This window comes from Peiella sedimenti (assembly GCF_030504955.1).
Classification (GTDB): Bacteria; Pseudomonadota; Alphaproteobacteria; order Caulobacterales; family Caulobacteraceae; genus Brevundimonas; species Brevundimonas sedimenti.
In genome coordinates this window covers 210,454-228,250 of record NZ_JAUKTR010000006.1, presented here as the reverse complement: position 1 = coordinate 228,250, position 17,797 = coordinate 210,454, and the positions used below count along the sequence as shown (strand labels likewise).

At 69.6% G+C, this 17,797-nt stretch carries 16 protein-coding genes and 3 tRNA genes; 7 read left to right on the top strand and 12 right to left on the bottom strand.

Going from position 1 to position 17,797, the window contains the following annotated elements; genetic code table 11:
• The 3 genes from Q0812_RS13725 to Q0812_RS13715 form a co-directional block, all read right to left on the bottom strand.
• Positions 1 to 77, bottom strand: a 77-nt coding sequence (locus Q0812_RS13725) for a hypothetical protein (RefSeq protein WP_245158267.1), incomplete at its 3' end; no start/stop codon positions are given.
• A 46-nt stretch (positions 78 to 123) separates the two neighbouring features.
• Positions 124 to 197 (bottom strand) — tRNA-Gly (locus Q0812_RS13720).
• A 60-nt stretch (positions 198 to 257) separates the two neighbouring features.
• A tRNA-Tyr gene (locus Q0812_RS13715) sits at positions 258 to 343 on the bottom strand.
• Positions 344 to 457: 114 nt separating this feature from the next.
• Here Q0812_RS13715 and rlmB point away from each other — a divergent pair.
• On the top strand, positions 458 to 1,345 hold the full coding sequence (rlmB, locus tag Q0812_RS13710; protein ID WP_302110916.1) for a 23S rRNA (guanosine(2251)-2'-O)-methyltransferase RlmB: 888 nt from the start codon (positions 458 to 460) through the stop codon (positions 1,343 to 1,345).
• A gap of 4 nt (positions 1,346 to 1,349) precedes the next feature.
• Here rlmB and mdoH read toward each other — a convergent pair whose 3' ends face one another.
• A complete protein-coding gene (gene mdoH / locus Q0812_RS13705) occupies positions 1,350 to 3,356 on the bottom strand; it encodes a glucans biosynthesis glucosyltransferase MdoH (RefSeq protein ID WP_302110915.1) in 2,007 nt (668 codons plus the stop codon).
• Between the two features lie 183 nt (positions 3,357 to 3,539).
• Between mdoH and Q0812_RS13700 the strand changes: the two genes are divergently transcribed.
• Positions 3,540 to 4,382: a TerC family protein gene (locus Q0812_RS13700; protein WP_302110914.1), complete on the top strand. Its 843-nt coding sequence runs from the start codon at positions 3,540 to 3,542 to the stop codon at positions 4,380 to 4,382.
• Positions 4,383 to 4,433: 51 nt separating this feature from the next.
• Positions 4,434 to 4,595 carry a hypothetical protein gene (locus Q0812_RS13695; RefSeq protein ID WP_302110913.1) on the top strand — a complete coding sequence of 54 codons (162 nt, stop codon included), beginning with the start codon at positions 4,434 to 4,436 and terminating at the stop codon, positions 4,593 to 4,595.
• Between the two features lie 3 nt (positions 4,596 to 4,598).
• Here the strand turns inward: Q0812_RS13695 and metG are convergent, their stop codons facing one another.
• Together metG and Q0812_RS13685 are read right to left on the bottom strand one after the other, a co-directional pair.
• The gene (metG, locus tag Q0812_RS13690; RefSeq protein ID WP_302110912.1) at positions 4,599 to 6,302 is read right to left on the bottom strand and encodes a methionine--tRNA ligase; all 1,704 of its coding nucleotides are present in this window, start codon (positions 6,300 to 6,302) and stop codon (positions 4,599 to 4,601) included.
• A 53-nt stretch (positions 6,303 to 6,355) separates the two neighbouring features.
• A complete protein-coding gene (locus Q0812_RS13685; RefSeq protein ID WP_302110911.1) occupies positions 6,356 to 7,720 on the bottom strand; it encodes an amidohydrolase family protein in 1,365 nt (454 codons plus the stop codon).
• A 111-nt stretch (positions 7,721 to 7,831) separates the two neighbouring features.
• Here Q0812_RS13685 and Q0812_RS13680 point away from each other — a divergent pair, with 111 nt between their 5' ends.
• The 4 genes from Q0812_RS13680 (at position 7,832) to Q0812_RS13665 (ending at position 10,646) form a co-directional block, all read left to right on the top strand.
• Positions 7,832 to 8,833: a helix-turn-helix domain-containing protein gene (locus Q0812_RS13680; RefSeq protein WP_302110910.1), complete on the top strand. Its 1,002-nt coding sequence runs from the start codon at positions 7,832 to 7,834 to the stop codon at positions 8,831 to 8,833.
• 70 nt (positions 8,834 to 8,903) lie between these two features.
• Positions 8,904 to 9,890, top strand: coding sequence for a serine hydrolase domain-containing protein (locus Q0812_RS13675; protein WP_302110909.1), 987 nt, complete (start codon positions 8,904 to 8,906; stop codon positions 9,888 to 9,890).
• A gap of 171 nt (positions 9,891 to 10,061) precedes the next feature.
• Entirely contained in the window at positions 10,062 to 10,475 is a 414-nt protein-coding gene (locus Q0812_RS13670; protein ID WP_302110908.1) for a DUF1761 domain-containing protein, read from the top strand.
• A gap of 95 nt (positions 10,476 to 10,570) precedes the next feature.
• Positions 10,571 to 10,646: transfer RNA gene (locus Q0812_RS13665), tRNA-Thr, on the top strand.
• 4 nt (positions 10,647 to 10,650) lie between these two features.
• On the opposite strand, the gene Q0812_RS13660 is transcribed toward Q0812_RS13665, so the two are convergent.
• The 6 genes from Q0812_RS13660 to rpoD form a co-directional block, all read right to left on the bottom strand.
• Complete coding sequence (locus Q0812_RS13660) at positions 10,651 to 11,454, bottom strand: hypothetical protein (RefSeq protein ID WP_302110907.1); 804 nt, start codon at positions 11,452 to 11,454, stop codon at positions 10,651 to 10,653.
• 119 nt (positions 11,455 to 11,573) lie between these two features.
• Positions 11,574 to 11,912, bottom strand: a complete 339-nt coding sequence (locus Q0812_RS13655) for a hypothetical protein (protein WP_302110906.1) — start codon at positions 11,910 to 11,912, stop codon at positions 11,574 to 11,576.
• A gap of 137 nt (positions 11,913 to 12,049) precedes the next feature.
• Positions 12,050 to 13,600, bottom strand: a complete 1,551-nt coding sequence (locus tag Q0812_RS13650) for a serine hydrolase domain-containing protein (RefSeq protein WP_302110905.1) — start codon at positions 13,598 to 13,600, stop codon at positions 12,050 to 12,052.
• Positions 13,601 to 13,722: 122 nt separating this feature from the next.
• Positions 13,723 to 15,081 (bottom strand): sensor histidine kinase, encoded by a 1,359-nt coding sequence (locus tag Q0812_RS13645; protein ID WP_302110904.1) that lies wholly within the window; start codon positions 15,079 to 15,081, stop codon positions 13,723 to 13,725.
• Positions 15,075 to 15,761 carry a response regulator transcription factor gene (locus Q0812_RS13640; RefSeq protein WP_302110903.1) on the bottom strand — a complete coding sequence of 229 codons (687 nt, stop codon included), beginning with the start codon at positions 15,759 to 15,761 and terminating at the stop codon, positions 15,075 to 15,077. The genes Q0812_RS13645 and Q0812_RS13640 overlap by 7 nt, the downstream gene beginning before the upstream one ends.
• Before the next feature lie 55 nt (positions 15,762 to 15,816).
• Positions 15,817 to 17,748: an RNA polymerase sigma factor RpoD gene (gene rpoD, locus Q0812_RS13635; RefSeq protein ID WP_302110902.1), complete on the bottom strand. Its 1,932-nt coding sequence runs from the start codon at positions 17,746 to 17,748 to the stop codon at positions 15,817 to 15,819.
• Positions 17,749 to 17,797 lie beyond the last annotated feature (49 nt).

Here is a 17,797-nt window from a genome sequence, read left to right as displayed (position 1 = left end):
GTCTTGCCATGGTCCACGTGACCAATCGTGCCAATGTTGCAGTGCGGCTTGTTCCGCTCAAACTTTTCCTTGGCCATAGCCAATAACTCCTGTTCGTCCCGAGCGGGGCCGGGCGGATGTGGTTGGAGCGGGTAGCCGGGATCGAACCGGCATCCTCAGCTTGGAAGGCTGCTGCACTACCATTGTGCTATACCCGCCGGCGCAAAAACCGGGTCCGGCTTGAGGCGGCCGCCGGCGGCGGGTCCGGCCGAAACGCGTGGTGGGGGAAGCAGGACTCGAACCTGCGAAGGCGTACGCCAGCGGATTTACAGTCCGCCCCCTTTGCCGCTCGGGACATTCCCCCAAAGCGCGTTTCGAGAGCCGGAGCCTTCCCGCCCCCCTGCCCGGATCGCCCTCCTTGATATAGGAAGCGCCGGCCAGGGGCGCCATCGGGCCCCAAATCGGAGCGCGCCTTATAGTGTCGTCCCATCGCGAACGCAACGACCGGAAATCCAAGAAAGCGCAAGGCTTGGCGCATTCCGCCGCAAAGCCGCGCAAGGGCGGCTGGAGCCCGACGCCGACTCAAGGGAAGCCCACTGGGAAGGCAGTGGGCGAGTCCCGCCGCGAACGCCCCGCCGTCAAGGGCGGCGGCGACCACGACAACTGGGTATGGGGCCGCCATCCGGTGCTGGCGGCGCTGGACAATCCGGCGCGTCAGGGCACGTTCCGTCTGGTGCTGAGTCCGGAGCGCGAGGGCGAGATCGATCGCGCCCGCCTGAGGCCCGGCGTCCGGGTCGAAGCCATGGACCCGGCCGCCCTCGCCCGCCTCCTGCCCCAGGGCGCTGTGCACCAGGGCATGGCGCTGAAGGCGCCGCCCATCGAGCCCATATCCCTTGCGGCGATGGCCGAAGGCGGCTCAGGCGTGATCCTGATGCTGGACCAGGTGACCGACCCCCACAATGTCGGCGCCATCTTCCGCTCGGCCGCGGCCTTCGGGGCGCGCGGCGTCATCGTTCAGGATCGCCACGCGCCTCTGCTGAACGGCACGGTCGCCAAGGCCTCGGTCGGCGCCGTCGACGCCCTGCCCCATGCGCGGGTCACCAACCTGTCGCGCGCGCTCGAAACCCTGGCCGAGATGGGCTGGCGCGCCGTCGGCCTGTCTGGCGAAGGCGACCGCACCCTCGATCAGGTGCTGGACGGGCGTCCCACCGTGCTGGTGCTGGGGTCGGAGGGCGACGGCATCCGCCGTCTGGTGGCCGAGCATTGCGACGAGCTGGCGCGCATCGCCATGCCCGGCGGGTTCGAGAGTCTGAACGTCTCCAACGCCGCGGCCATCGCTCTCTACGAGGCGAGCCGCCCTCGGTAGAGGATCAGCCCACCGCCGCGGCGGGCGCGGGCACGAAGGTCTCGTCGGCCTGGGCCGCTTCGGGCGTCGTCCATACCGGCCGGTGCGCCAAAAGCGCGTCGGGCTGGATTTCCTCCGGCGTGGCCATCAGTCCGCCCGGCTGCAGCCAGCGATTCAGGTCCCGGCGCGAGCTGATCACGGCGAAGGGCACGGCCAGGATCAGTCCGCCCAGCAGCGGGGCCGAGGCCAGCAGCAGCGGCGGCCACGGCGAGGCGGCCAGGGCCAGGCCCAGCCCCACCAGGCCATGCCACCAGTAGCGGCGCAGGCCGTCCACCCAGCTGAGGCGGCCGCCGTCGCGCTGTTGCGGCGCCCAGCCGGCGTCACGCCCCAGGCAGATTTCGACCATGGCGCGGGTCTGGGACAGCATCAGCACCGGCGCCATCAGCACCGAGATCAGCATCTCCAGCACCACGCCGGCAATCAGGCGCAGGCCCCCGCCATAGCGGGCGCGGTCTTCGGCGCGCAACAGGATCAGGGTCGCGCCCAGCAGCTTGGGCCCGATCAGCAGCAGCAGGGCCAGGACGCCGGACCAGCCGGGCAGCTCCAGGTCGCGCCAGCTCCAGTCAGCGTTGCTGTCCTTCGCCAGGTCGGCCCAGGTGGCGTACTGGTCGTCGAAGGAACCCATCTGCAGCGTCAGAGCGACCCACACGGACAGGAACACCAGCCACAGCGGCGACAGGGCGTAGGCCAGGAAGCCCATCAGCAGGTGCAGGCGGCTGACCCAGTGGAAGCCCTTGGCGTTCAGGATGCGCACATGCTGCATGTTGCCCTGGCACCAGCGGCGGTCGCGGACCGAGGCCTCGATCAGGTTCGGCGGGTTCTCTTCGTACGAGCCCTGGTCGATGGCCGCGATGTGCACGCCCCAGCCGCCGCGCCGCAGGAAGGCGGCTTCCGGCACGTCATGGCTCATCAGGTGCCCCCCGAAGGGCTTGCGGCCCGGCAGGTGGGGCAGACTGGCGCAGGCGGCGAAGGCGCGCGTGCGCACGATGGCGTTGTGGCCCCAGTAGCTGGCCTCGGCGCCCGACCACCAGCCCAGGCCCGCCGAGGCCACGCGCCCGTACAGGCGCACGCCGAACTGGGCCCAGCGCGCGAACAGGCTCTTGGCGTTGACCACCGCCGGCAGGGTCTGGATCAGGCCGATGTCGGGACGGCGCTCCATGGTCGCGGCCAGCCGGCCGATCAGCTCGCCGCTCATCAGGCTGTCGGCGTCCAGCACCACCATGGTTTCATAGGCGCCGCCGAAACGGGCCACCCACTCGGCCAGATTGCCGGCCTTGCGCTCGTGGTTCTCGGTGCGGCGACGATAATAGAAGGCGCTGTGCGTCGATCCCATCAGGGCGGCGAAGCCCTGGCGCTCCTCCGCCGCGATCTCGCCCTTGGTGGTGTCCGACAGGATGAAGACGTCGAAGCGGTCGGACAGGCCCTCGGCCGCCAGGGACTCGTCGATGGTGCGCAGGCGCGCGGCCACGGCGCGGAAGTCCTCGTTGTAGATCGGCGCCAGCAGGGCCGTGCGGCCGGTCGGAACCCGGCGCGGCGAGGACATCAGGCCGATCTCGTCCTGGCGGTTCTTCAGCAGTACGAAGAAGCCGGCCAGCGAGGTGCCGAACCAGCAGGCCAGGGCGTAGGACAGCAGGTAGAACAGCGTCAGGCCGAAGATCTCCAGCCCGGTGAAGCCTTCCGGCTGGAACATGGTGAAGGGCTTGTGAGCCACGCCCGCGGCCAGAAACACCGCGCCGCCGAAGATGGCCCAGCGGCGCCAGGCCATGCCCTCGCCGGACTCGGCCGCCAGCGGACCGGTCGCCTCGGACGCTTCGTCGAAGCGCTGGCGGTCCATGGCGATGGGATGCTCGGGCGGCAAATGCTCCGCGATCTCGGCCGGGACGCGCGGCGCGCGCGCGACGGCATCGGTCCAGCCCCCGTCCAGTGGACGGGCCCGATCGAACGGCACTACGACGTCGTTCAGCGCCTCCAAGGGGCCCTCTCCAGAAACAGTCGGAATCGCGGGGGGATGCCGCGCCGCACCATTACCATTTGCGATGCGGTATCGCAAAAGTTTTACCGCACCTCACAAACCCGTGAGCGGTGGCGGATTTAAGGCAAGCCCTTGCCGACCACAAGGGGGCGGCGCTAGGAGGCGGCGCTCAAAGGAGTGCGCATGGAATTCCTGTCCTCGCCCGAGTTCACCTCGCAGCTGACCGCGCTCGGTCAGGTCCTGATGATCGACCTGGTGCTGGCCGGCGATAACGCCGTGGCCGTGGGCCTGGCCGCCGCCGCTCTGCCGGTCGAGCAGCGCCGCAAGGCGATCCTCATCGGCCTGGCCGCCGCGGTCGTCCTGCGCATCGGCTTCGCCCTGATCACGGTGCAACTGCTGGCCATCGTCGGCCTGCTGCTGGCGGGCGGGTTCCTCCTCCTCTGGGTCTGCTGGAAGATGTGGCGCGAACTGCGCGAGCAGGCCACCCACGACCAGGCCGAGTCCGAGCTTGAGATGGAGAAGGCCCTCGCCATCCACCACGGCGGCGGCCTCGCCCCCGAAGAGCTGGGCATCAAGCGCAAGAGCTTCGCGGCCGCCCTGGTGCAGATTCTCATCGCCGACGTGACGATGAGCCTCGACAACGTGCTGGCGGTGGCCGGCGCCGCCCACGAGCATCCTTGGATCATGGTCTTCGGCCTGGTCCTGTCCATCGCTCTCATGGGCCTGGCCGCGACCTTCATCGCCCGGATCCTCAACAAGCACCGCTGGATCGGCTACGTCGGCCTGGTCATCGTGCTCTATGTGGCGCTGCACATGATCTGGGACGGTACGCGCTCGGTGATCGTCCGCACCGGAAACCTCGAGAGCTACAACGCCGCCGCGCCCGGCTTCCTGGACATCGGCCCCGAAGAGGCGGCCCACCATCGTGGCGTCCAGCACGCCGAGGATCATCCGCCGGCCCAGGGCGTCCCCACCCCGCCAGGGCAGGCGGATCAGGCGCCCACGCCGGCCACGCCATCGGCCTGATCCGGCGAACCCATGCCGCCGCGCGGCGTTCTCCTGCCAAAGGAGGACGTCATGGATGGAGGAAACTGGTCGGCCGCGCCCTGGGCGCTGGTCATCATCGGCGGGCCGCTGATCCTGGGGCTGGCCATCCTTGTGGGCCGCCTGCGCAGCCGCAAGCGCGACAAGCAGATCGACCCCGTTCACCCGTCTGACGATCCCGGTCAGGGGATGTAGGCGCTAGCTCTCTGCTCCACCGAAGCGGGCGGTCCAGTCGGCCACCTGCTCGTCCTCGATCTTGCGGAACAGCACCTCCGGCGCGCTGACCGCCTGGCCGCGCGGCAGCCGGTCGAGGAAGGCCTCGTCGGCCCCGGGCCAGCTGAGCTCGTCCGAACCCACGGCCGCAGCCATCTTCGCGGCCGCCTCCGGCATGAAGGGCGCCGCCAGCCGCGCGAACAGGGCGACCAGGTTCAGGCCCGTGCGCACGCCCACGGCGGCGCGCTCAGGATCGGTCTTCAGCGCCGTCCAGGGCGCCGCCTCCTGCAGGTACTCGTTGCCTAGCACCCAGACGGCGCGCACGGCTTGGGCCGCCTTGCGGAACTCCATGGCCTCGAAAGCGGCGGTCGCCTCGGCGACGCCGGCCTTGAGGCCGGCGGCCAGCCTGGCCTCGACCGGCCCCGGCTGACCCGCGTCCGGCACGACGCCCTCGAACCGGCTTTCGGTGAAGCGGAGGATGCGATTGACGAAGTTGCCCAGCACGTCGGCCAGGTCCTTGTTCGTCGTCGACTGGAACTGCTCGAAGGTGAAGGCCGCGTCCGAGCCCTCCGGCCCGTAGGCGGTCAGGTGCCAGCGCCAGACGTCCGACGGCGCCAGCTCCAGCGCCTGGTCCATGAAGACGCCGCGCCCCTGGCTGGTGGAGAACTTGCCGCCATACCAGTTCAGCCAGTTGAAGGCCTTGAGCGTATCGACCGTCTTCCACGGCTCGCCCGAGCCCAGGAGCGTGGCCGGAAAGCTGACCGCGTGGAAGGCCACGTTGTCCTTGCCCATGAACTGGACGTAGCGGACGTCGTCGGCGCCTTCGTCAGTGCGCCACCAGCGCTTCCAGTCGCCGCCCGTGGCCTCGGACCACTCCACCGTCGCGCCGATATATTCGATGGGGGCGTCGAACCAGACGTAGAAGACCTTGCCCTCAAGGCCCGGGCGCGGGCCGCCGTCGGGCCCCACCACCGGCACGCCCCACTTCAGGTCACGGGTGATGCCCCGGTCGATCAGCCCCTCGTCCAGGTGCTTATAGGCTATGGATTTGGCCAGGCTCGGCCAGTCCCGTGCATCCACGAAGCTGCGGATGCGGTCGGCCAGCTTGGTCTGCAGCAGGTAGAGGTGGCGGGTGTCGCGCACCTCGAGGTTTTTCGAGCCCGAGATGGCCGAGTACGGGTCCTTCAGGTCCACCGGATCCAGCAGGCGCCCGCAGTTGTCGCACTGGTCGCCGCGCGCCTTTTCATAGCCGCAGTGGGGACAGGTCCCCTCCACATAGCGGTCGGGCAGGAAGCGGCCGTCGTCGATGGAATAGACCATCTGGTCGACGCGCTCTTCGATGAAGCCGTTCTCTTCCAGAACCTTGGCGAAGTGCTGGGTCAGCTCGCGGTTGGGCCGGCGCGAGGAGCGGCCGAACCAGTCATAGGACAGCGCGAAGGCCTCGCCGGCGCGGCGCTGGACCTCATGCTGTTCATCGCAATAGGCGGCCACATCCTGCCCGGCGGCGGCGGCGGCCAGCTCGGCCGGCGTGCCGTGCTCGTCCGTGGCGCAGATGTAGAGCACCTCATGACCCTGGGCGCGCTTGAACCGGGCCCACACGTCGGCGGGCAGCATTGAGCCGGCCAGGTTGCCCAGGTGCTTGACGCCGTTGATGTACGGCAGGGCCGAGGTGATGAGGATGCGGGCCATGGGTCCGTTCGCGGGCGGGAAAGCCGCCCATATAGAGGCCCGGCGCCCTATCGTCACCTTCCCCGGAACATGGCGCGCGCGCGCATGGCTTCAAGCGCGGCCAGGTCCAGATAGACGCCGCCTCGCACGACCCCGATGGGCGTCCGCACCGCCGAAATCGCCTCGAGAGGATTTCGCGCCATGAGGATCAGATCGGCCGGCGCGCCCGGCGCGATGCGTCCCCCGCCGCGCAGCCGCTCAAAGACGTCGGCCGGCGCCGCCGTGGCGGCGGTGAGCGCTTCCCCCGCAGTCAGGCCGCCCTGCACCATCAGTTCCAGCTCTGAGGCCATGCTGCATCCCGGCGTTATGGTCGGCGCCCCGGCGTCAGTCCCCGCCAGCACGGGAACCCCGGCGTCGACCAGGGCGCGCAACAGCCGCCCCTGTTCGGCCATTTGGCGCGTGATCGTCTCCGAATCCGACGAGGGCTCGAAGGTCATGCCTGTCCACAGGGCGTACATCTGCGGATCGAGGCGGCCAGCGCACGGGGCGGCCAGGGTCGCGGCGAAATCAGCATTCTTGGCCAGAATATTCTGATGCACGCTCAGGGTCGTGACCACCAAGGCCCGGCGGCGGCGAAGATCGGCGGCCAGCCCGGCGAAATCTGCCTCCCGAGCCTGCGTCAGTTGCAAAAGGTCATAGAGGTGCGCGGCGCCCGTCCCCGGCGCGGCGAAGAACTGCCCCGTCTCTCTCGCCGACCGCGGCAGGTGCCCCAGCATGGGTAGGCCCGCACCGTCGGAGGCGAGACTCATGGCCATGGCCTCCTGCGGAGTCAGGTCTTCGCGTGTCTTGATGAGGTCATAGCCCTGCCCCCGCAGCTCGGCCGCCAAGGTCTGCGCATGATCCGGCCCCGGCAACAGGCGCGCCACGGGGGGCGGCAGGATCGGCTGCGCGCCCGATATGAACGGCGAAGCGATCACCAAGCGCGGCCCCAGGATTTCGCCCTGCTCGATGGCGTCGCGCAGGCGCAGCAGGTCCGGCCCTCCGTTCAGCACCACCAGGCTGGTGATCCCCTCCGCCAGATAGGCTTCCAAGGCCCGGGTCCGGTCCTCGGCTGTCGGGACCACGCCGCCAATGAGGGCCGCGAAGGCGTCATTCCCAAGATGCACATGGGCGTCCGTAAGGCCCGGCGCGACATAGGCGCCCCGCACATCCACCACCTGCACCCCATCGAAACCCCTTGCCTCCGGCCCGACCGCGAGGATGCGCCCGTTACGGATGGCAATGGCCATGTCGCGCCGGACTTCTCCCGTCTCGGGCGAGACCACGGAGGCGTGGGTCAGGATCAGATCGACGCGCGGTCTTGGGATCGATGCGCAGCCCGTCAGGAACAGGGCGACGCCAGCCAGGGCAGCGCTTAGGCTGGGGATGGGGCGTTTCATCTGGTGGTTTATCCTCGGCATCCGCCTGCGATGTCGGCGGCGGGCTTGGCATGAAGCGGCCTTGCGGATGCGGCGTCCCAAATCGCAAACTGGCGCCTTCAGGGGAGCAGCATGACGGCACACGAGCTGGCGCGCATCGGGCTGGAGGCGGGCGTGGCCGGACAGATGCTGGTGCTGGCGGCCTATCTGCTAGGCAGCCAAGGCCGCACGCCTACGCGGGTTCTGACGGCCGCGCTGGCTCTGGCGCTGGTTGGTTCAGCCTCACTTAACGCCATGGCGGCGGCCGGCGTGCTCGTAGGATGGCGCGGGATGACCGTGGCCCTCGAAGGCGGCATGGCCCTGTTGATCGTCGCCTTGACGGTCCTGTCAGTCTGGCCCTCCGTCTCGCTCCTGCGCGCGGGCGCGGCCTGCGTCCTTGGCGCGGCGCTTGTGGCCGTGACCGCGGGCCCGGCCACTGACCCGTTGCTCATGGGTCTGGGCGCCGTCGGCGGCCTCGGCGCTCTCGGTGTTCTCACCTGGAACCGGTTCCGGGCGCGCACGGCGCCGCCCCTGCTCTGGGCGCTCCCGATGTGGTGGTTGCTGGTAGTGGGGGGGCGCGCCACCCTATCCGCCGGTGTCGCCAGAGGAGACCTGAACAGCTACCGCGACGGCGCGGCCTATCCGCTATTGCTGGCCGCGACCTTCGCCCTGTCCAGCTGGATGCTGTTCCTGGCCCTGACGCGGCGCCCGCCCTTCGATACGCCCCCCCGGCCCAAATACGCGCGTTCCTATCTATCCGCGGCCGACGTGAGAGACTTGCGCGCCCGCATCGATGCACAGCTGGCCTCTGATGTCTGGCGCGATCCGGACCTCGACCTTGACGGTTTCGCGCAGCGCATCGGCGCCACCCCGCGTGAGGCGTCCCAGGTCATCAATGCCCAGTTCGGCTGCAACTTCGCCGCCCTGATCGCGCGCCGCCGCGCCGAGGCTGCCGCCCGCCTTCTGCGCGAGCGGCCGGACCTGACCATAACCGAGGTCATGTTCGAGGCCGGGTACGGCTCCAAGAGCGCCTTTCATCGGGCCTTCCGCGACCGCTGGGGCCGGAGCCCCGGCGACTACCGCCGCGAGGCCTGACGCCCGCTTCGCGTTCTGGGACGCCACGGCAAGCCGCCATCGCCAGCCTGGCTCTACACCGGAGCCCGCCATGTCCCCCGCCCTCGCCCTCGCCTGCTGTCTCGCCCTGACGCCCGCCCCCGAACCTGGCAGGATCGAGGTGACAGGCGGGTCCGGCGGAACCAGCGTCACCGCCTACGGCTACGCCGACATCGAGGCCGGCGCGCCGGTCACCCCCGAGACGGTCTTTCGCCTGTCGTCCCTGACCAAGTCCTTCACCGCCGTCGCCGTGCTCACGCTGGTGCAGGACGGCCGCCTGGGGCTGGACGACACCATTGGCCAACTGCTCCCGGACACGCTCCCCGCCTGGCGCGACATCACGGTCGAACAGCTACTCAACCAGACCTCCGGCCTCAGCGGCGACATGACCCCGATCCTGCGGGACATCACCCGCGATTGGACGCCCGTCCAGATGATCCAGGCGCTCGCCGGCATCCCGCCTCAGGCGCCGCCCGGTCAGGCCTTCGCCTACAGCAATCTGAACTACTGGCTGCTTGGGCGCATCATCGAGGCGCGCTCCGGCCAGCCTTACTGGTCCTATATGGGCGAGAGGCTGTTCGCACCCCTGGGCCTGACGCATCTGATGCCCGGCGAGACCGCCGTCCTCATTCCTCATCGCGCCCGGGGCTATGTGAGGGACGCGGACGGCGGCCTTAGCAATGCACCCTATTTCTCCGGCACGATTGGCTACGCAGCCGGCGGTCTTGTCGGAACAGCCCTGGATCTGGCGCTGTGGCACCGCGCCCTTTCGGAAGGGCGGGTTCTCGAACCGGACCTGCTATCCTTGCTCGGTCGCTCAGGACAGACGTCCGGCGGTCCGACCGGCTACGGCATGGGCTGGTACGTGGAGGAAGAAGTCGGCGGCGTCACTCTTCACCACGGCGGCTCCTCGCCCGGCTTTCGCTCCTGCGTCTTCTGGATTCCCGGCGACGGCCGCTTCGCCGCCGTCCTGGCCAATTCTGAAGATGGCGGCGAGCCGTGCGAGGTCGCGCGCCGTCTGCTGAATCAAGCCAGATAGGCTTCGCATAACGCCGCTTTTTCGACACGCGAAAACGGCTTAGCTTAACCCCAGGCCGAATTCGGTCGAGCAGGCCGCGCACCTGCACGGCTCAGATTTCGGTCAAGCTCACGGTCAGGCGAGGCGCCGCACCACCCGAAAGACCTCGCGTCTGAAGAAGGGGTCCCCACCATGAAGGGCGTCAACTGGACGGCGGTCGTTATCGCCGCCATCGTCATGTATCTGATCGGCTGGCTTTGGTACGGCATGCTGTTCGAGGCCCAGTGGATGGCCCTGTCCGGCGTCACCGCCGAACAGATGGCCCAGGGCGGGACCACGGCCATGATCTTGGGCGCGGTGAACAGCCTCGTCACCGCCGTGGGTTTGGGCTGGGCCGTGCCGCGTCTCGGCGGCGGCGGTTGGGTGGGCGGCGCCCGCACCGGCTTCCTGATCGGCCTGTTCTTCGCCTGCACCAGCCTCGCCTACGCCTTCATCTATGGGGGCGCGCCCACGGGCCTGATCCCCATCGACGGGGGGCACTTCCTGGTCATCTACACCGTCGGCGGCGCCGTCATCGGCGGGCTCAAGCTGGGCAGGTCGGCCTGATCCTTAAGGCGGGACGGACCCATCGAGGCGTCCGTCCCGCTTGCCTTCCGGCCTCGGGCTGGGCATTAGCCGCCGCTGGGCCGATTGCTGGCCTGGCCGGCTTAGCTCAGTTGGTAGAGCAGCTGATTTGTAATCAGAAGGTCGCTGGTTCGATTCCGGCAGCCGGCGCCAGCGCCTACACCAGTTCCTCCCAGTCCGCCGCCTGATCCCCCCGGTGTTCGCGGCGCCAGGCGCACTCGCGCTGGTGCTGGGCCGCCATCATCAGGTCGATGCCCGCCGGATCGGGCGGCGGGCGCAGATTCCCCTCCTCGTCCCAATATTCGCTGGCGCAGCCGCTGTTCAGCGCCTCGATGAAGTCGTTGCGCGCCACCTCCGGGCCGAAGTGCATCGCCCGCCAGCGATAGACCGCCCCCGACACGATCGCCGGGATCCCGCAGAGCCGGTCGCTCAGCATTTGCTCGGCGAGCCGCTGGGCCCGGTCCCACAGCTCGGCCTGAAAGGCGGCGCGCAGCTCGATCATGCGCGCCTCGCTGACCTCCGTCTCCGCCTGAGCCGCCGCCAGCCTCTGGCGCGCCTCGGCCAGGGTCTCGGCGGCTTGCAGGGTCTGGGCCGCGCGCGCGGGGTCGCCGTGCAGCAGCAGCTGCTCGGCCTTGTCCAGGGCCCGCGCCGTCGGGTGGCCTTCAGCATCCTGTGGCGGATCGGGCGTGAATGCGGGGATATCCGGGGTCTGGGGCGATGTGGCGGCGGCCTCATGGGCGCGATCCAGGGCCCGGGCGTGGTCGGCGCGGCGCCAGCCCTCCTCGCGCGCCTTGCGCTTCAGGTTCGACAGGCCGACGCCGAAGCGTTCGGCGCAGGCGCGGGCGGACATGCCGCCCAGATAGGCGCCGCGCACCAGGGTCCAGACGTGGGGCCCCACGATGCGATAGGGGGCGGGCGGGTCGGCGGCGGCGTCGTCGCGGCACGGGGTCTTTGGTGTCATGGGCCCATTGTCGGGCCGCGCCGCGGGGCGAGGATATCCGGCCTGTCCCCTCTGCACCCCTGCGGCGGGTCCAGGTCAAAAAGCGCTGACCTGTTTCTGCGCCCTGTAGAGCGGCGGGCCTAGCGGGGCGGCGCGGGCAGGCAGTAGGGGCCGGTGGCGTCGCCGTCGCCCAGGAAGCTCAAGTCACGCGCCGCGGCGTAGCGCGCCGGATCGGATGGCTCGTGCCAGCGCGCGCTGGGGGCCTGGCCCTCGGCGCAGGCCGGAATGACGGTCAGGCGCTCGCCTGGCGCGCAGGTAGGGGTCCGCCCCTCATGCAGGCCCAGGGGCGGCGTCATGCGGCCGTCCGGCGCGACGCAGCGCTGCTCGGTCACCACATAGGGCTCCGGCGAGGGCGTCGGCGCGCAGGCGCCGGGCAGTCCCAGGGCCGCGGCCAGACCGAGGTGAAGGGTCAGTCGCATGACGTGGCGCCTCCTGCGGGTCGACCTTGCGGGCGCTACGCCCGAGAGGCCCGGTCGACCCGGTCCAGATCAAGCGTTTGAACGCCAACGAGGTTGCCCTTCCCTGCCTCAAGGCCTGGCGGCGGCTTGCTCAAGCTCTAGGAGTCGCCCGCCGGCCTGAGACGAACGAAGCTGGGCAGCATGAAAACGACATCGTCGTTCATGCCCTGAGCGACCAGCTGGCCGACCAGCTCGCCGTCGGCCTCCACGAGCCTGAGCGCGAAGCGGTGCGGCGCGGCCGCGGCCTCGGGCAGGTCGCTTTGGCCCGCAAGAACTCCGGTCAGCGCCCCGTCCTCGTAGGCAGTCCGCGATAGAGGCGCCGCGGGCTGGCCGGCGAAAGCGGCCGTCACCTGGCCGTCCGCACCGAAGGTGAGCGACAGGGGCTGATCGCCGACATGGCTCGTGACGGTCCCCCGCCAGACTCCGGTGAACGGGATCAGCGTCGGCGGAGTCTCGACCCGCGGGCTTTCCGGCTCCAGCAGCTCTGGCGCCACCGCCTGGCGGATCGCCTGGCCGATGGGCCCCAAGGGCGCGGAAGAGTTGGCCAGCAGCACGAAGCCCACCCCCTGCTCAGGGAAGAAGGCCATGACGCTGCTGACGCCGGGCTGCCCGCCCGAATGCCAGATCTGCGGATGGCCGTTGCTGGAGCTGATGATCCAGTTCGCGCCCACGTCTCGCCGCGCCGACCCCGGCCCGTCCGACATGGGCGCGGCGCTGGCGGGACGCTGCATCTCCAGGCGTGTGGCGTCGCTCAGGATCGTGGCTTGATCGCTCGCGGGGCCAGCCAGGTGGAAGGCGAGAAAGCGGCCCATGTCGTGGGCGCTGGCCCAGACATCGCCCGAGCCCGGGTGGTCTGTCAGGTAGAACCGCATCGGCTCGCGCTCGTTGTCGTAGCGCACAGCGGTTTCGTTGCCCGAAGGCAGGCCGACGGCGCTGTCGGCCATGCCCAGCGGCCCGAACACCGCCCGGCTCAGATAGTCGCCATAGCTCTGCCCCGACGCTTGCTCGATCGCGACGTCGAGGATGCGCATGCCGATGTTGGAGTATTCGAAACGGGTGTTCGGCGGAAACACCACCAGGCCGAAGTTCGAGATGGTTTCGGTCGCGTCCGCCGGTGCCGAACCATCCAGCCGGAACAAGCCGAACTGCGGCAGGCCGGCGGAATGAGCCATGATCCGGCGGGCGGTGACCTGATCGGCCGCTCCGGAGATGCCGCCCAGGCGCGCGCCCCCCAGATACCGCTCCACCGGCGCGTCGATATCGATTCGCCCGGCGTCGCGAAGCGCCATCACCGCCGTGGCCGTGATCGGCTTGGTCATGGAGGCCACCGAATAGGCGGTATGCGCCGTGGCGGCGATCTGGCGCTCCCTGTCCGCCCAGCCGAAGGCTTGCTCCCACACGATCCGGCCATCCTCCACCACCGCCACGGCGATGGAGGGCACGTTGGCCTGCGTCATCACCTCCAGAATCGCCTGCCGAACCGGCTCGAAGCGGGCGGGGACCGGGGTGCTCAGGTTGGGAGCGACGGGCGTCTGAGCGACCGCCGGAGCAGGCGGCGCGGCCTGGGCCGAGGCCGAGGCCGGGGCGGCGCAGATCAGGGCGGCGGCCACGAGGCCGGTTACGACGGAGGAGCACTGGGACTGGGACATTCGACGTTCACCTGTTTGAAGGCCCCGGCCGCGTTGAGCCAGGGAGAGGCGGCACGCTAGAACGCGCGCCTGTCGGCGACCTGACGCGGCGACGGCTTTCCCCGCCAGCTTGGCGACAGGCTTCAGCCTTTGCGGGCGCTTCCGCCGGTGGCGGCGCCCCCAGCCGGGAACTGCAGGCGGAATGTCGTCTGCCGACCTTCGCGCCGCCAACTGACCTCACCGCCCAGTCCGCGCATGATTTCGCGGGTCAGGTGCAGGCCCAGACCCGAGCCGGCCGCTTCCCCGCCCCGGGCGAAGGCCTCGAAAAGCCGGGGCTGGACCGCTTGAGACACTCCGGGCCCCTCGTCGCGAACCTCAAGGCCGGCCTCATCGACCACCACCCGGATTTCTCCGCGGCCGCCTGCGTGGGCGATGGCGTTGCCGACCAGATTTGTGATGGCCCGCTCTACGGCCACCGGATCTCCGAGAACCTCCACGGCACGGCCCGGCGTCTCCAGCTCCAGCTCGTAGCCGGCGTCCATGGCCACGGGGGCCAACGCCGCGGTGACGCTCCGGGCGGCCTCAGCCAGATCGAGCGGCCGCCGGTCGGTCGCCTGTAGCGACAGGCGCTCCAGGGCCAGCATCTGTTCCGTGACGCGGGTCAGGCGATCCACCTCCGCCCGCAGCGCCTCGCGCTCGGGGCCGGGCTCGCCCACGGAGTCGACGCGCAGGGACAGCACGGCCAGCGGCGTGCGCAGTTCGTGCGCTACGTTGGAGATCAGGCGCTTGCGACGGCCCAGCTCCGCCTCCAGGCGGTCAAGGGCCCCATTGAGTGCGCGGGCCAGAGGCTGAAGCTCCATCGGCGTGCGCATCTCGTCCAGGCGTCCGATCCCGTCGGGGCCGATCAAGGCCGCATCCTCGATCACAGGCCGCAGGGCGCGAGACAGGAGCGGTATGGCCAGGAGCACGGCGACTAGGCCCATCACCGCGAAGCCGGTCAGCAGGGCGAGGGCGGGACCCAGGGAAAATGTCCGCAGCACATCCATGCGCGTCACGGTGCTGGGGTCCACGCCGCCCACGGCCAGCAGGATCGTACGGCCCCCGATCCGCTCCTGGGCGATGACGGCGTTCGCAAGAAGCGTCCCCGCCCCTCCCCGGGCCTGCGCCTCTGACCCTGTCGCGGGCGCCAGTCCGAACAGAACCAGGGCGGGGTCCGGCGGCCTGCCCAGGACGATGGACTGTTCCCGGTCCGCTCCGACCAGCCAAAGGCCGGGATTGCGGGCGGCCAGCGAGGCGAAGGCGCCGTCTGTGGGCATGACCCACCGACCCTGCTCGAACCTCAGCTCCATGGCGGCCAGTTCCTGGCCCACATCCGCGCCGCCCTCAGCGGTCTTCCGGCCGGAAAGGATCCCGAGGCCGAGGCCGAGGAAGATCGCCAGCACATGGACCGCGATGAGGGCCGCTACGGCGCGCACCGCCAGGGACCGGGGCCACCTCAACACGGGCGCAACATGTAACCGACGCCGCGGATGGTGCGCAGCTCCACACCGGCGTCTTCGGCCTCAAGCCGGCGGCGCAGGCGCGAGACCTGGGTCTCAAGCGCATTGCCCGAGACCTCCTCGTCCAGTCCGTAGACTTCCGCTTCAAGGTGCGCCCGCTGCACCACCCGGCCCGATCTGCAGATCAGGACCTGCAGCAACGCCAGTTCGCGGCGCGGCAGGGGCAGCGGCTTGCCGGCCAGGCGCACGTCGCGCGTATGGGGATCGAAGCTCAGCCGGCCGGCCGCCACCAAGGCCGGGCCGCCCTCTTCGACGGGGCGGCGCCAGGCCGCCCGGACACGGGCATGCAGTTCCGCCACAGAGAAGGGCTTCACGAGGTAGTCGTCGGCGCCCGCGTCCAGGCCCTCGACCCGGTCGGCCACCTCGTCGCGCGCGGTGATGAACAGGATAGACGGACGGGGACTGCGTGAGCGCGCCGCCGCCACGAGGGTCAGGCCGTCGCCGTCGGGCAGGCCGCGATCCAGCAGGATGAGGCGATAGGCGCGCTGCAGGACCGCCTCGAAGGCGTCGGCCAGCGTTCGCACATGGTCGACCGGCCAACTGGCCTGGCCCAGCGCCGCCACCAGCGCCGCCGCCAGGGCCGGGTCGTCTTCCACCAGCAGGATGCGCGCGGCGTCGGTCACAGCTCACCCTAGCGCGGAAACCTGTCGCCGGCCTGACGTCAGGGATGACGCGGCGCTAGCTGTCCAGGAAGCTGCGCAGCTTTCGGCTGCGGCTGGGATGCTTAAGTTTGCGCAGAGCCTTGGCTTCAATCTGCCTGATACGCTCGCGAGTTACGCTGAACTGCTGACCCACTTCCTCAAGGGTGTGGTCGGTGTTCATGCCGATGCCGAAGCGCATGCGCAGCACCCGCTCCTCGCGCGGCGTCAGCGAGGCCAGCACGCGGGTGGTGGTCTCGCGCAGGTTCGACTGGATCGCCGCGTCGATGGGGAGGACGGCGTTCTTGTCCTCGATGAAGTCGCCCAGATGGCTGTCTTCCTCGTCGCCGATGGGCGTCTCGAGGCTGATCGGCTCCTTGGCGATCTTCAGGACCTTGCGCACCTTCTCCAGCGGCATGGCCAGCTTTTCGGCCAGCTCTTCCGGGGTCGGCTCGCGGCCGATCTCGTGCAGCATCTGGCGGCTGGTGCGGACGATCTTGTTGATCGTCTCGATCATGTGCACCGGGATGCGGATGGTGCGGGCCTGGTCGGCGATCGAGCGGGTGATCGCCTGCCGGATCCACCAGGTCGCATAGGTCGAGAACTTGTAGCCGCGGCGGTACTCGAACTTATCGACGGCCTTCATCAGGCCGATGTTGCCTTCCTGAATGAGATCAAGGAACTGTAGGCCGCGGTTGGTGTACTTCTTGGCGATGGAGATCACGAGGCGCAGGTTGGCCTCGACCATCTCCTTCTTGGCCTGACGGGCCTCGCGCTCGCCCTTCTGCACCGTCTGAACGATGCGCCGATAGTCGTCGATAGGCAGGCCGGCCTCGGTGGCGATGGTGGCCACATCCTGGCGGATGTCGGAAATCTGATTGGCTTCGTTCTCGCTGAACTTGGTCCAGCGCACGCCCAGGGCCTTCACGTCCTCGGGCCAGGCCGGATTCAACTCCTGGCCGAAGTACGCTTTCAGGAACTCAGGCCGCGAGATGCCGTAGCTGTCGGCCAGGCGCAGCAGGCGCCCTTCCGACTGCATCAGCCGCTTGTTGATGGCGTAGAGCTGCTCGACCAGGGCCTCGATGCGGGCGTTGTTCAGCTTGAGCGTCTTCAGGCGGCCCGAGATTTCGCCCGCCAGCGTCTCATAAGCCTTGCGGTCCTTCGGCGACAGGTCGGCGCCTTGCAGGCGCGCCTCGACCAGCTTGTCCTGCAGCTTGCGGAACTTGCCGAAGTCAGCGGCGACGGCGTCCAGCACCGCCATGACGCCTTCGCGTAGCTCGGCCTCCATGGCCGAGATGGAGAGGCCCGCCCCATCATCGAAGTCGTCGTCGTCAGACTCCTCGCCTTCCGCCTCGGCCTCCGCTTCGGCCGGCTCTTCCTCTTCGGCGGCCGCGCCTTCGCTGGGCTGCTCGCCGCCCTGGCCGCCGCCGTAGGTCTGCTCCAGGTCGATAATCTCGCGCAGCAGAATGCGGCCCTCGGCCAGCTCCTGACGCCAGACCATGATGGCCTCGAAGGTCAGGGCGCTCTCGCACAGGCCCCGGATCATGGTGTCGCGGCCGGCCTCAATGCGCTTGGCGATGGCGATTTCGCCTTCGCGGCTGAGCAGCTCGACGGTACCCATTTCGCGCAGGTACATGCGCACAGGATCGTCGGTGCGGTCGTAGGCCGGCTTGGACGGCTCGGCCGCCGGCAAGGCGTCTTCACGCGTGGCCAGCTCGCCGCCCTCCCCCTCTTCGGGGGCCTCGTCGGCCTCGACCACGTTCACGCCCATCTCGGACAGCATGGCCAAGGTGTCCTCGATGGCGTCGGGAGACACCTCCTCTGAGGGCAGCACCTTGTTCAGCTCGTCCATGGTGACGTAGCCGCGGGCCTTGGCCTGCTTGATGAACTTCTTGACCCCGGCGTCCGTCAGGTCCAGCAGCGGCCCGTCGGTCTGGGTCTCGGTCTCGGGGGTTTCGGCCTGTTGGCTCATCGCATCCTTCGTGTCGGTCGCCCGCCGCGACCGCTATGCAATTTTCGTG

Coding starts and splice junctions, on each gene's coding strand:
- Q0812_RS13700 (WP_302110914.1), top strand. CDS start 3,540: ATGGAATTCCTGTCCTCGCCCGAGTTCACCTCGCAGCTGACCGCGCTC.
- Q0812_RS13695 (WP_302110913.1), top strand. CDS start 4,434: ATGGATGGAGGAAACTGGTCGGCCGCGCCCTGGGCGCTGGTCATCATC.
- metG (WP_302110912.1), bottom strand. CDS start 6,302: ATGGCCCGCATCCTCATCACCTCGGCCCTGCCGTACATCAACGGCGTC.
- Q0812_RS13685 (WP_302110911.1), bottom strand. CDS start 7,720: ATGAAACGCCCCATCCCCAGCCTAAGCGCTGCCCTGGCTGGCGTCGCC.
- Q0812_RS13680 (WP_302110910.1), top strand. CDS start 7,832: ATGACGGCACACGAGCTGGCGCGCATCGGGCTGGAGGCGGGCGTGGCC.
- Q0812_RS13675 (WP_302110909.1), top strand. CDS start 8,904: ATGTCCCCCGCCCTCGCCCTCGCCTGCTGTCTCGCCCTGACGCCCGCC.
- Q0812_RS13670 (WP_302110908.1), top strand. CDS start 10,062: ATGAAGGGCGTCAACTGGACGGCGGTCGTTATCGCCGCCATCGTCATG.
- Q0812_RS13660 (WP_302110907.1), bottom strand. CDS start 11,454: ATGACACCAAAGACCCCGTGCCGCGACGACGCCGCCGCCGACCCGCCC.
- Q0812_RS13655 (WP_302110906.1), bottom strand. CDS start 11,912: ATGCGACTGACCCTTCACCTCGGTCTGGCCGCGGCCCTGGGACTGCCC.
- Q0812_RS13650 (WP_302110905.1), bottom strand. CDS start 13,600: ATGTCCCAGTCCCAGTGCTCCTCCGTCGTAACCGGCCTCGTGGCCGCC.
- rpoD (WP_302110902.1), bottom strand. CDS start 17,748: ATGAGCCAACAGGCCGAAACCCCCGAGACCGAGACCCAGACCGACGGG.